We start from the raw sequence: 14,153 nt of genomic DNA, 5'->3' as shown, positions 1-14,153 counted from the left end.
TAAAAAACTTTAGTTTTTTACACTCTTAATATCCCAAATTATAGGTCTCTAAACTTAATGTTTTTATCATTACACATATTTTTCGAGAGTAGTAGACTTTTGAATTCCTACTAAAGAAGCAACTTGCAATAGACTATTTCGTCCACATTCTAGAGATATTAATTTAGAAGAAAGTCGGGGTTATACTTACGATGAAGAACTTTCTAAAATTTGGATATTTACAAGCACTCTCTTGTATCTTTCCAGTTATCATTTTTGCAGCGCTTGCATTGTCGAAGTTGATAGCCATTCCGTATTTACCACGCTATGATTTTATATTAATCATTTGTATAGCTGCACAAATTTTTATGCTTGCATCCAAATTAGAAACATTAGATGAGTTAAAGGTTATTTGTTTATTTCATATAATCGGCTTGGCACTTGAAATATTCAAAGTGCATATGGGTTCATGGGCTTATCCAGAAGAAGCCTATAGTAAATTTTTCGGCGTCCCTTTATACAGCGGTTTCATGTATGCCAGTGTCGCGAGCTATATTTGTCAAAGTTGGAGACGGATGGACTTACATATGTATAACTGGCCAAAGCCATTTTTCGCTGTTAGTATTAGTGCTCTTATTTATCTGAACTTTTTTACGCATCATTTTAGTTATGATGTAAGATGGTTTTTAAAAGCCTTATTGGTCATTATTTTCTTCCGAACATTTGTAACTTTTCGGGTCAATGAGAAGATTTATAAAATGCCTATGATTCTCTCCTTTCTATTGATTGGTTTCTTTATATGGATCGCAGAAAATATAACTACGTTTTTAGGTGCTTGGCAATATCCTAATCAGGAAGCGACATGGTCGATTGTGCATATCGGGAAAATTAGTTCGTGGTTTTTACTTGTTATCATCAGTGTGATTATTGTGGCTCAGTTGAAGAGGGTGAAGAGTGGTACTACAAAAAACACAGCCAACAGATAACGAATCTGCTGGCTGTGCATTGTTTAATCCACTACAAAATATCTCGCATCTGGATGAGCAAATACAATCGCCGATACAGATGCTTCAGGCTCCATCATGAATTCTTCCGTTAACTCGACACCAATATCTCCCGGCTTGATAAGACCGAATAATTTGGATTGGTCTTCTAAATTAGGGCAAGCTGGGTAGCCGAACGAAAAACGTTGTCCTTGGTACTTTGCTGCGAATCGTTCACGCATAGTAAAGTCCGTTGCATCGGGGAAGCCCCACTGATCTCGGATTTCTTGGTGAATTCGTTCTGCAAATCCTTCTGCTAGCTCAAGAGCAGTTGCTTGCAAGGCATGGCTTTCTAGAAACTTTCCTTGTTCTTTTAACTTATTTGCTGCAGCACGTACTCCATGACCTGCCGTTACGAGCATAAATGCGACATAATCCATCTGCCCACTGTCGACTGATTTCAAATAGTCAGCAAGACAAAGATAAGGGTCTACCGATTGACGGGGGAACGTAAATCGCTCAATCTCCGTTTTGGCATCACTTGGATCATAGATAATGACGTCATCCCCATCCGATTGTGCCGGGAAAAACTGATACATGCCCGATGGTTTTAATATATCTGCTCCTAAAAACTCTGTTACAAGTTCATGTAATTCCACTGCACGTGTATCTTTTTGTTCAAGCAGCTTATCGCTATATCCTTTTAAGCCTAAATGGTGACCTATTAGTGTCCGCATATTGACGTATGGATATAGATGTGACACGGAATAGTCTTTTAAAACATGTCTACGTAAGTCTTTCGGTTGGTATACTTGCACATCTTCCCTTACTGTTTTCACAGGCTTTGTTAATACCGCAACTGCTTGTTTAGATGCTCGATTTGCTTCTGCCACTTTTCGTTTTTCTTGTTGAATCGTTAATTCTTCTAAAAGAGTTATTTTATCTCCTTCATTTTGCAGGCGATTTGCCAGCTCCAGCCCTTGCATGGCATCTTTTGCGTATAGTACTGGTCCTTCATACTCTGCAGAGATCTTTGTTTCCGTGAAGCGTCTCGAAAGTGCCGCTCCCCCTACGAGCATTGGGATATCAATTCCCGCTTCTTTAAAATCCTGTGCCGTGATGACCATTTGTTGGGCTGATTTAACGAGTAATCCGGAAAGTCCTACAATATCTGGTTTCTCTTTTCGAATCACTTCTATTAATTCTGCTGGAGTTACTTTTATGCCTATATCTAACACTTTGTAACCATTGTTACTTAAGATTATATCGACGAGGTTTTTGCCGATATCATGTACATCCCCTTTTACGGTTGCAAGCACGATTTTCCCTTTTCCAGAGTCATCTTCATTTTTTTCCATGAATTGTTCCAAATAAGATACCGATGCTTTCATCACGCCCGCACTTTGAAGTACTTCCGCAACGATTAATTGATTGTCATTGAAAAGACGCCCTACTTCTGACATGCCATCCATAAGAGGTCCGTTTATCACTTCAAGAGGTGAATCATACATATTCAGTGCCTGTTCTAAATCTGGAATAAGTCCTTCTTTTGTTCCTTCAATAATGTAATAAGCAAGGCGCTCAGGTACTGTTTTAGGGATATCCGCTTCTGTTTTTTCTTTCTTTTTGTCCCGATAAAAATCGGTGAAATCCGCAAGTGTTTTGTCGGTAGTCGTAAATAATAATTCATTGGCCATCTCAATTTCTTGTTCTGGAATAGATGCATATCGCTCTAGCTTCTCTGTGTTCACAATGGCATAATCAAGACCAGCTTGTGTACAATGGTATAGATATACTGCATTCAATACTTCGCGTCCAACAGGTGGCAGTCCGAATGATACATTACTTACACCTAAAATAGTTAAAGCGCGCGGCATTTTTTCTTTGATCAAACGGATTCCTTCAATTGTTTCGACTGCAGAGCCAATATATTGTTGATCTCCCGTCCCAACCGGGAAAACAAGTGGGTCAAAAATAATATCTTCTGGTGCAAGTCCCCATTTATTCACAAGTAGTTTATACGAACGCTCAGCAATTTCTAGTTTTCGTTCACGTGTAACCGCCATTCCTACTTCATCTATTGTTCCAACAACTACTGCTGCACCATATTTTTTTACAAGCGGCATTACAGCATCGAATCGTTCTTCTCCATCTTCTAAATTAATGGAGTTGATGATTGTTTTCCCTTGAGAATATTTCAATGCTTCCTCTATAACTTTTTCATCCGTAGAATCGATAACAAGTGGCACTTTTACTTTTTTCACTACTTCTTTCATAAATTTCGTCATATCCGACAGTTCGTCGCGGTCTGGATTTGCTAGACAAATATCAATTACATGGGCACCACCTTTTACTTGGGCACGTGCAATTTCAGAGGCTTCTTCAAATTTTTCATCTATAATAAGACGTTTAAACTTTCGTGATCCGATTACATTTGTTCGCTCACCGATTAACAGTGGGCGCATCGTGTCATCATAAAGGAGTGGTTCGATTCCAGAAACTACGTGGCCATGACTAGCTTCAGCAGGTTTTCTAGGTGCAATCCCTTCTACAGCTTCTCGCACGGCTCGAATATGTGCAGGGGTCGTACCGCAACATCCACCGACTAAATTCAACCATCCTTTCTCTGCAAAACCTTTTAACTTTTTGGACAATGAGTCTGGTGATTCATGATAATGCCCTTCTTCATCTGGCAATCCAGCATTTGGATAACAGCTTACGTACCCATCCGATAACTCAGAAAGTGAGCGAATATGATCCGTCATAAATTCAGGACCAGTTGCACAGTTAAGACCGACGGAAATCGGTTTTATATGTTCAATAGAAATATAAAAAGCCTCAATGCTTTGCCCTGCTAAAGTTGTTCCCATCGGTTCAATCGTGCCGGAAATCATTATAGGAAGCTCTTTTCCTGTTTCTGTGAATGCTTGTTTAATCCCGAGTGTTGCAGCTTTTACGTTAAGCATATCTTGACTTGTTTCAAGTAAAATCAAGTCAGAGCCGCCTTCCACTAATGCTTTTGCCTGCACATAAAAGTCTTGCTTTAGTTCATCAAAAGTAATCCCGCCAGTGACAGACAATGTTTTCGTCGTCGGCCCGATCGCTCCCGCTACAAAACGTGGCCATTTGGAAGTCGAAAATTCTTCTGCACATTTCTTTGCAAATTGAGCTGCATGAAAGTTTATATCATGTGCTTTGCTACCGAGATCATATTCATTCAATACAACCGGCGTTCCACCAAATGTGTTCGTGCAAATGATGTCTGCACCAGCTTCAAGATATTCACGGTGAATTTGCTCAATGACCCCTGGATTCACGATATTCAAATATTCATTACACCCGTCATATTGCTCTCCCCCAAAATCTTCTGGTTCAAGATTTGCATTTTGAATCATTGTCCCCATCGCACCATCAATGATGAGGATTCTATTTTGAAGTTGCTGCTCAATTAGATGTTTGGACATAGCTGCTCTCTCTCACTTTCTCACTATCAATTTCATTGATATGTTTGATTAATTCAAGCGACATATCGTATCTGAAAAACGGTGTAATTATATAAATACCATTGAATAATTCTGTTGCAGTGTCTATTAGTTCTTTAGCAATTTGTATTCCTTCCGCAGTGGCACGTTCTCTATCCTCGCCACATGCACGCATTCTTTCTAACACTTCATCGGATAATTTGATGCCAGGCACTTCATTATGCAAGAACTCGGAATTTCGTATATTGGTTAGCGGCATAATGCCAATGAAAATAGGAGTTGCTAAATGTTTCGTTGCTTCATAAATTTCTTGAATTTTTTCTTTCGTATAAACAGGTTGTGTGATGAAGTAATCGGCACCACACTCGATTTTCTTTTCTAGTCGTTTTACTGCTCGGTCTAGTACTCGAACGTTTGGATTGAAAGCCGCTGCCACAGAGAATTTCGCTTTCTTTCGGAGCGATTTCCCGGAGAATGAAATACCTTCATTTAGCTGCTTAATTAATTGAATCAATTCCAAACTTGAAACGTCATAAACGCTTGTAGCACCTGGGAAGTCCCCAATTTTTGTCGGATCTCCTGTTACTGCTAATATGTCATGAATACCTAGCGCATCAAGCCCCATTAGATGCGATTGAAGACCGATAAGATTGCGATCTCGGCACGTAATATGGGCAAGAGGACGGATATTATTTTGTAGCTTTAACATCGATCCCATCGCCATATTACTAATGCGCGGGGAAGCAAGTGAATTATCCGCCATCGTCACAGCGTCAACACCAGCATCATAGAGCTTTGTAGCACCTTCCATAAAAGTTGTCGTGTCTAAATGACGTGGAGTGTCCAGTTCCACAATAATAGTCCGTTCTTTTTGCACTTTTATGTGGAGGGGTTCGTTGATATTCGGCTCGGCATCTCGGATAATAATCGGCTTTTTAGGAGCCACGACTTTCGTTGTTAAAGGAGGTAAATGACCAATTCTTTTTTTGGCCGCTTCGATATGCTTAGGAGTCGTTCCACAACATCCACCGATCAATCGAACTCCTTCTTCCCGAAGTAGTAATGCAGCCTTACCAAAATAATCCGCTTCTGATTCGTACACGATTCGACCATCTTCCATATCCAGTAAGCTGGCATTCGGAAAAGCAGAAAGATATGCGTTTTTGGGCAGGGAAACCTCTTCCAATGCCTGTATCGTATGGAACGGACCTAGACGACAATTAACTCCAACGACATCTGCTCCTAATGCATCCAGCTGTTGCAATGCATCATTCAGTGATAATCCATTTTGCAAGATACCAGGTTCATGCATCGATACTTGCGCTATGATTGGCGTATCAGTTAACTTTCGTAAATGTGTAACGGTTGCAGATAATTCCTCAAAATCATAATACGTTTCAAGTAATAGTCCATCTGGATTGCCAGTAAGCAAATGATTCGCTTGCCCGTCAACCATTTGAATAATTTCCTCAAGTGTTGCATCGCTCTTACGTATGCCTCGTATTGCCCCGATTGTACCTAGCACAAATTGGCCTCCAGGCGCAGCAGCACGCTTCGCAATTTGAATCGCCGCTTCGTTGATTTCTTTCACATTGTTTTCTAGTCCATACCTCGCCAATTTAATCGCATTCGCGCCGTATGTATTTGTTTGTATAATATCTGCACCGGCTTCGATATAATCCTGATGTATTTTCTCGATGATTTCTGGCCTTTCGATGTTTAACTCTTCATTGCAATATTCAATTCCATATGAATAGAGTAGCGTTCCCATCGCTCCATCTGCTGTTAACATATTTGTTTGTAGTTTCTCTAACAATCCCATTTGCACTCATCCTCTCCCTGATCAAAAACTTTACAATAAAAAAAGCCTTCTCTAATTAAAAGAAGGCTTTACGAGTTTACAAAAATCGTTCCTTCTCATCTTTCAGACTATTAGGTGTCTGCTGGATTTAGCACCTAACCTAAACGGCAGGTTGCTGAAGCTTCACAGGGCCAGTCCCTCAGCTTCTCTTGATAAGAATTTAATATTCAGTTTTTTCATTAGACATATCGTACCTTTAATAGAGTAAGGCGTCAAGTAAAGTTTGGAATTTTCTTTTTATTGAAGATTGAATAGATGGAATTAAATACATGAAAAAAAGATGCCTCAAAAGTCATTTATTAAAAGACTTTTGAGGCACCATCATCATAATAGTTAAATACTTTCAGCAATAAGCTCAGCAGTTTCCTTACCATTCTTAATACAAGCACCGATACCTACTCCGTAATAAGAACATCCAGCAAGCACTACTTGGGGGTATTGAGCAGACAATTTTTCACTTAACGCTGTCACCGCTTGCCCATGCTCTAAGTGATAATTTGGCATGAAATCATTCCATTTTGTCACTTCTACAACTTGGGGCTTCCCAGTTAATTTCAAGCTCTTTTCTATATCTTGTAAAGCGACTTGAACCAACTCGTCTTCACTCATATGTTTCATTTCCTCAAATGTAGGATTCGTGCTTTTGTAGAACATGCGAACAAGCAAATGGCTCTTTTCAGATGTATGTTTCCATTTACGGCTTGTCCATGTGCACGCATTGCATTTCACATCGCTATTTTCAGAAACGATAAAGCCCGTACCTTCAGCAGGAAGCTGTTCATCCGGAATATCAAAGCCTAGATAAATACTAATAAGCGAGGAATTTTTCAGTCTATTAAAATCAGCGTCCAACTCTTCATTTTGCAATATACTTTGGGCAACATCATGAGGAGTTGTTAAGACAACATAATCTGCTTTGATTGGCTCTTTGTTAGAAAAGAATATTTCATACTTATCATCATTTTTGGTAATCTTTGTTGTGCGCACTCCTGTTAAAATAGTAGCGTCCTGGAGTTCTTCTTCCATTCGATCTATCAACGCCGAAAGTCCATTTTTAAAGGAGATAAATTTTTTATTTGCTGCCGCTAGGAATTGTTCCCTGTTTGCTTCCAACCCTTTTATAATACTGCCATACTCGTCTTTATAATCCACTAAATAAGGTAAAGTTGAAGCCATTGTTAGCTTATCTAAATCTCCAGAATATACACCTGATAAGACAGGTGCTATTTGTTTCTCGACTAACTCTTTACCTAAGAAATGTTCTAAAAAAGATCCAATTGAACTGTCTTTTGTAAAGCTTTCATTTGGCAACTCAAAATCTTTCAACGCTTCTTCTTTACCTTCATCGGAAACTAATGTGCTACTTTCTAACGATTCCTCACTTGTCGGTATACCAAATACTGTATCTGCTGGAATGGCGTGCAATTCGTTATTCGTATATATATAAGAAATACCTGTCGCATTGTAGACAAGCTCCTCTTGTAAATTTAGCTCTTCTACTAAAGGCAAAACGCCTGCATTTCGTGCAACAATGGAGTCTGCTCCCGTTTCCATTATAAATTCGCCATTACGTACAGAATGAATTTTCCCGCCTAAATAATCATTTGATTCCACTAATACTAACTCTATATCTAGTGCTTTTTCTTTTTTAAGTTTTTGCAAATAATGCATGGTTGAAAGTCCTGTAATTCCTCCGCCTATTACAACTATCTTTTTCAAAACGTTCACTCCTTGTCTTAAATCCGGTGTCATTCACTCCTTCTAGTATAAACGTTCTTAAAAATATCCGGTATGATTTACATCACTATTCTGCCCTTATTCAGTTGGAAATTCACATTAGTTTTCGATTTCGTCAAATTTGCAAAAAGCCTTCTATCAGCTAGCTCCGCTAATAGAAGGCTTTTCTCATAATTCACGCATTACTGCACGCACTGGACTACCATCTGCTCCTTGAATCTTAAGGGGCAAGGCTATTAGTTCATAATCACCTGGTGTGATATCTTGTAATAATAAATTTTCTAAAATGTGTACGCCATGGCGATAAAGTGCATGATGAGCAGGCAAATCTTTACTATCCAATGCATCAACGGATGGATGGTCGACTCCTATTAAAAAAATACCTTTTTCCTGCAAAAACGCGCCTATGTTTTCTCTTAATACTGGAATTTGTGTTGGAAATTGTTCCTCATTTACCGTTTTAGCAGTTTTCAATAGTAATCGTTCCACTCCATCCAGTTCTAATACTTCTAGCTCTTCCCTTCCAATTCCCTCTAATCCTGTGACATCTACCACTCTTGCACGCCCCACGTAAATATTAACATCTAGCTGTTCAATTGTAGGTGCGTCATTATCAAAGTGAAAAGGGGCATCTGCATGCGTCCCAGTATGCACACTTGTAGTAAATCGACCGATATTAACGGAGCCAGTCTCTTCTTTTGTATATGCTAACTCAAATTGAAAAGGCGTATCACCAGGCCAAGTACCGATTTTATTGGAAAAAGGTTGTGAAATATCGATCCACTTTTTGTTCATTGTTTGCCTCCATTATAAGCTTGTTCTCAAATCCCACAATTCCGGAAAGAAACGATGGTCTAGTACTTTCCGTAAATAGTTCACACCCGATGAACCACCTGTTCCAGTTTTAAAACCAATAATGCGTTCCACTGTTTTCATATGACGGAATCTCCACTGCTGTAGCCAATCTTCCACATCTACGAGTTTCTCAGCCAATTGATATAAGTTCCAGTATTTATCTACATTTCGATATACTTCTTTCCACGCATCCGCAACCGACTCATCCCCACTATAGGTCACCGAATAATCGCGATTCACAACTGCTGGGTTTATATGAAATCCTGCTTTTGCTAATGCCTGAACTGATACATCATAAATGCTTGGTGCTTGGAATGTTTTTTCTAGTTGCTCATACAACGCAGTATCTTGCTCGTAAATTTTAAGAATATGCTTCGTTTTATAGCCTAATGCAAATTCAATTTGTCGGTACTGATAAGATTGAAATCCAGATGCTTTTCCTAGTTTATCGCGAAACTCCAAATACTCAGCAGGAGTTAATGTAGAAAGTACATCCCAAGCTTGAATGATCTGTGTTTGGATTTTTGTCACACGTGCAAGCATCTTGAAGGCTGCTTGCATTTTATCTTCTTGAATCGCTCGAATTGCACTAGTTAATTCATGCAATATTAGCTTCATCCAAAGCTCACTCACTTGATGAATAATGATAAATAACATTTCATCGTGATGATCTGATAACCGTTGTTGACTAGATAAAATGCTATCTAGCTGCAAATAATCACTGTACGTCATATCATCGCGAAAATCAGTGTGTATTCCTTTTTCGCTCATCGTGTCCCTCCCTCTTATGCTATAACCTCTCGCTTATTTTCGAATTTTTTATAGGATTCTTCTTTCATTATCTTCTTTAGAATTTGCACAGTTCGCCATACATCTTCAAATGAATTATAAAGAGCGACAGGTGCTAAACGAATCCCATTCGGAGAACGAAAATCTGGAATAACTTGATATTCCTTTAGCGCCTTGCAAATGCGCGCTGCTTCTTCATGTACCAAATAATTATGACCACCGCGTCGGCTATGCTCTTTTGGACTGGCAATCTTAAATTGATACGCACTTAACTCTTCTTCTATTAGCAATGTCATATAATCGGTTAGTTTCAATGATTTATCACGAATGGCATCTATCCCAGCTTCTGTGAACATTTCTAGTGATCCATATAATGGGGCAGCACTTAAAATATTTGGCGTTCCTATTTGGTAAGCACTTGCATCAGTTGCTGGCGTCATTTGAATCGAAAGGTCAAACTGCTTTTCCTTATCAGAACCAAACCATCCTGCAAGCCCAGGCTTTTGTCCAAAATGTTTGCGATTCACATATAAGCCTCCAACAGCTCCAGGTCCCCCGTTTAAATGTTTGTAATTACACCAAAATGCAAAGTCCACATCCCAGTCATCTAACTGATGTGGGATGGAACCAACCGAATGACATAAGTCGAAGCCAATCAAAATATTTCGTTTATGCGCTTCTTTCGTCAACTCTTTCATTTGCAAGATCTGTCCACTTCTGTACAACACACTTGGCAATACAATAAGTGCTACATCCTCCGTCATCGCTTCTACTATATCCTCTTCGTTCAGCGTGTCCCCGTCACGACTTTTTACTAACTTCATATGCTCCGTGGGATTAAATCCATGAAGGGATAACTGGCTATTAATAGCATATAAGTCAGATGGGAAATTCAATTCATCTGCTAAAATTTTCGTACGTGTACCTCTTGGAAGATAGAAACTAGCGATTAACTGATGTAAATTAGAAGTGGTAGAACCAGTAATAATCACTTCTTCCTTCGAAGCCCCAACAAGTGGAGCACACATTTCGCTTAAAGTTTCAGAGAAATAAAACCATGGATGCTCTCCTTGCGTCCATCCATCGATTCCGTACTTCTTCCATGAATCTAGTAATGAGAGCAACGACTGCTCCGCCCGCTTTGATAACAATCCCAAAGAGTTTCCGTCCATATAAATAACATTTGGTTGCAAATAAAACTCATCTCGATAAATTTTCAGTGCATCTTGCTCATCTAGTTTTTTGGCATATTCCAATGTTGAATCTCTCTGCATCATCCTACCACCTCTCCTTTTTTATATTCCAAATATTCTTTCTTCTAAAATTAATGATATGTTTTTAGAGAGATAGTGTCAATGAAACGTTGCATAGACAATAGCAAACTTACGACCATATTTAATGTGCATTCTCGCTTCTTGGTGATTATCACGTACACCTTGGGTTAGTTGGAATTTTTTATGCTTTAGTTGGAAAAGTACCTTCCAGTAATAAAAAAAACATGTCTCGAAGAACTTGGAGACATGCTTTTTGTCCTATAAATTTGCAGGTTCACTTGAAGTACTATTAAAAGTCACTGAATTATCATAAGCAACTAGCGTAACGCCCAGTTTATCTTCCAATTCATTAAGTTCTTGCAGCTGATCACTATTAAGATCTGCGAATTTATTTTCTTTCATCTAATTACTCATCCTTTCTTTTAAGTTAGTCTGGTCATCAAAAAAGAGATTATACAAAAAAGGAAAAGCATAGTAAGTGCTTTTCCCAGTTTCTTATCTTAAAATGTTTTTAATACCATCATTATTAATAGTCGTTTGTTGATAAAGTACCATTAACGATAGAAACTCCGTTGCTTGTCCCAATTCTTGATACGCCCATAGATAGATATTTTTGAGTGTCCTCAGCTGTTCGAATTCCTCCGGATGCTTTTACCTTAACTTGGTCACCAGATACTTCATTCATAATTTGAACAGATTCTTCCGTTGCTCCACCACTTCCAAATCCTGTTGAAGTTTTCACATAATCAATACCACACTCTCTTGCAATCCACGATACTTTTGATATTTCATCATTTGTTAAATAACATACTTCTAAAATAATCTTAATAGTAAGATCTGGGTATTTTTCTTTTATTTTTAGAAATTGCTTCATTTCGTTTTTCACGCTTTGGAAATCGCCATTTTTAACATCACTAATATTAATAACATAATCGATTTCTTCTGCTCCATCCTGCACGGCCAGTTCCATTTCCAATAGTTTAACAGCTGTTTTGTTGGCACCTAATGGGAACCCAATCACCGTGCAAACCTTTACTTTTGTATTAGCTAACAATTCTGCCGAGCGTGATACGTAATGTGGATTTACGCAAACTGTAGCAAATTCATATTGTGCCGCCTCGTGACATAGCTTTTCAATCTGTTCATTTGTGGCATCTGCCTTTAATAGCGTATGATCGATCATAGATGCAATTGTCATAATTACTCCCTCCATTATTTTACTTCGGCAAATTTCTTCGAATCGTCAACATAATTATTAACATTCGATTCATCGATTAATCCTGTATCAGCATTCATAATTTTATCTACTTCTTCGCCATTTCCTGCTTTAATTGCTGTTTGAATTGCTAGAGATCCGAGTGAAATAGGATCATTAATCACAGTTGCTTGGAATGAACCATCCGCAATTTTTTTAACAGCTTCCATTAATCCATCAACTCCGACTACTTGGACCTCATCTATTTTATCCATTTGAGTTAATACTTGAACAGCACCTAGTGCCATATCATCATTATGTGCATATACAAGGTTTACATCTGGATGTGCTTGTAGTAAATCCTGCATTGATGAAACTGCTTTTGCACGAATGTAGTCATTGTATGGTCCTTCAATAATTTTAATTCCAGCTACTTTTCCTACCGCTTCGTGGAAACCATCATGGCGTGCCTTTGTTACTGTTCCACCTGCATCACCTTGTAACTCAATAATTTTTCCGGAAGCAGAGTCTCCACCTAAAAGTTCTATAGCTTTTTCTCCTGCAATACGACCCATTTCTTCATTATCACGACCAATATAAGAAACCACTTCTTCTTTTGTAGCTCGGTCAACAGTAATGACTGGAATACCCGCAGCTTCTGCAGCTTTTAAAGCTGGAGCAACTGCTGATGGATTTACGGGATTAATAAGAAGAACATCTATCCCTTTTGTAATAAGTGATTGTACATCCGTATTTTGTTTTTCAATATTATTTTGAGCATCCACAACAATCAATTCCACACCTTCTGCCTCAGCAGATTCTTTTGCTCCATCTACTAAAGATGTGTAAAAAGGCGATTCGAGTGTAACTTGAGAAAAACCTATTACTAGTGATTTATCATCCTTATCATTTGTTGAACCTGAATCTCCAGATTCATCTTCCCCACACGCTGCTAAAACAAGTACCATTGTTATCACAAGTAAACCTATTAGCCATTTCTTCATCATTCCGTTCCCCCTACTTTTTATTAGAAATATATTGATTCATAATTAAAGCTAAAACGATAATAATCCCCATAAATATTGACTGATAGTATGATGATAATCCTAGTAAATTAAAGATATTAATAATCATACTCATAATTAGCACACCTATGAACGTTCCTCCGACGCCACCCTTACCACCGAAAAGACTTGTTCCACCTAAAACAACAGCAGCGATAACATCTAATTCCAGTCCTGTTCCCGCCGTTGGTTGTCCAACTGTTAGCCAAGCACTCATCAAGATACCTGCAACTCCTGCTAATGCTCCAGATATTACAAAACACCACGTTACATATTTACCAACTCTAATACCTGAAAGTCGGGATGATTCTTCATTGCCTCCAACCGCATAAATTTTCCTTCCAAAAGTCGTGTATTTTAAAACGACAATTGCTACGATTGTTAATACAACCCAGATCACCGCAGTAAGAGGAATTCTACCAAATACATTGCCTCCAAGCATAGTGAAACTATCAGGCAAGTCATACACAGGCTCACCGTTCGTTGTTAAAAGAGCCAGCCCTCTTGCACTCACCATCATTGCAAGAGTCGCTATAAAAGCGGGAACCTTAAATTTAGTGGAAATGAATCCGTTTACGAAACCTAATCCAGCTCCGACTATTAGCGTGATGAATATAGCTAATACAGGATTCATGCCAGTGCTTAGTAAGATTGATACACACATACCTGTTAATGCTAAAATCGCTCCTACAGACAGGTCTATACCCGCAACTAAAATAACAAAAGTCATCCCAATACTAACAATTCCCACAAAAGACGATTGTTGAAGTAGATTTAGAATATTTTGTGTGGAGAGAAATTGATCTGATAATAAACTACCAATAAAAATAAACACTAAAAAGATAAAAAATAGATTATATTTCTTTAATATATATTTAAAAGATGGTAGTCTCTTTTCCGTCTCATGCAATTCTTCAACTTTTATAGTCATAAT

The 14,153-nt window shown here is 38.4% G+C and carries 11 protein-coding genes and 1 riboswitch; of the genes, 1 reads left to right on the top strand and 10 read right to left on the bottom strand.

The window, feature by feature from the left end:
* Positions 1-182: 182 nt before the first annotated feature.
* Positions 183-965, top strand: coding sequence for a DUF817 domain-containing protein (locus ACIQ38_RS18165; RefSeq protein WP_402826403.1), 783 nt, complete (start codon positions 183-185; stop codon positions 963-965).
* A 23-nt stretch (positions 966-988) separates the two neighbouring features.
* On the opposite strand, the gene metH is transcribed toward ACIQ38_RS18165, so the two are convergent.
* The 10 genes from metH to ACIQ38_RS18115 form a co-directional block, all read right to left on the bottom strand.
* Positions 989-4,426 (bottom strand): methionine synthase, encoded by a 3,438-nt coding sequence (gene metH, locus ACIQ38_RS18160; RefSeq protein ID WP_402826293.1) that lies wholly within the window; start codon positions 4,424-4,426, stop codon positions 989-991.
* On the bottom strand, positions 4,407-6,266 hold the full coding sequence (locus tag ACIQ38_RS18155) for a bifunctional homocysteine S-methyltransferase/methylenetetrahydrofolate reductase (protein WP_402826290.1): 1,860 nt from the start codon (positions 6,264-6,266) through the stop codon (positions 4,407-4,409). The genes metH and ACIQ38_RS18155 overlap by 20 nt, the downstream gene beginning before the upstream one ends.
* 92 nt (positions 6,267-6,358) lie before the next feature.
* Positions 6,359-6,464, bottom strand: a riboswitch (SAM riboswitch).
* A gap of 174 nt (positions 6,465-6,638) precedes the next feature.
* Positions 6,639-8,024, bottom strand: a complete 1,386-nt coding sequence (locus ACIQ38_RS18150) for a protoporphyrinogen oxidase (RefSeq protein ID WP_402826287.1) — start codon at positions 8,022-8,024, stop codon at positions 6,639-6,641.
* Between the two features lie 186 nt (positions 8,025-8,210).
* Complete coding sequence (gene kynB, locus ACIQ38_RS18145) at positions 8,211-8,837, bottom strand: arylformamidase (RefSeq protein WP_402826284.1); 627 nt, start codon at positions 8,835-8,837, stop codon at positions 8,211-8,213.
* 12 nt (positions 8,838-8,849) lie between these two features.
* The gene (gene kynA, locus ACIQ38_RS18140; RefSeq protein WP_402826281.1) at positions 8,850-9,668 is read right to left on the bottom strand and encodes a tryptophan 2,3-dioxygenase; all 819 of its coding nucleotides are present in this window, start codon (positions 9,666-9,668) and stop codon (positions 8,850-8,852) included.
* Between the two features lie 14 nt (positions 9,669-9,682).
* Positions 9,683-10,960 carry a kynureninase gene (gene kynU, locus ACIQ38_RS18135; protein ID WP_402826400.1) on the bottom strand — a complete coding sequence of 426 codons (1,278 nt, stop codon included), beginning with the start codon at positions 10,958-10,960 and terminating at the stop codon, positions 9,683-9,685.
* Between the two features lie 258 nt (positions 10,961-11,218).
* Positions 11,219-11,362, bottom strand: a complete 144-nt coding sequence (locus tag ACIQ38_RS18130) for a hypothetical protein (RefSeq protein ID WP_402826278.1) — start codon at positions 11,360-11,362, stop codon at positions 11,219-11,221.
* A 124-nt stretch (positions 11,363-11,486) separates the two neighbouring features.
* Positions 11,487-12,158 (bottom strand): deoxyribose-phosphate aldolase, encoded by a 672-nt coding sequence (gene deoC / locus ACIQ38_RS18125; protein WP_402826275.1) that lies wholly within the window; start codon positions 12,156-12,158, stop codon positions 11,487-11,489.
* 14 nt (positions 12,159-12,172) lie between these two features.
* On the bottom strand, positions 12,173-13,162 hold the full coding sequence (locus ACIQ38_RS18120; protein WP_402826272.1) for a substrate-binding domain-containing protein: 990 nt from the start codon (positions 13,160-13,162) through the stop codon (positions 12,173-12,175).
* A gap of 10 nt (positions 13,163-13,172) precedes the next feature.
* Complete coding sequence (locus tag ACIQ38_RS18115) at positions 13,173-14,150, bottom strand: ABC transporter permease (RefSeq protein WP_402826269.1); 978 nt, start codon at positions 14,148-14,150, stop codon at positions 13,173-13,175.
* Positions 14,151-14,153: the final 3 nt, after the last annotated feature.

Source organism: Psychrobacillus sp. NPDC096389, assembly GCF_044762855.1.
Lineage (GTDB): Bacteria > Bacillota > Bacilli > Bacillales_A > Planococcaceae > Psychrobacillus.
This window is presented reverse-complemented; position numbering and strand designations above follow the sequence as displayed.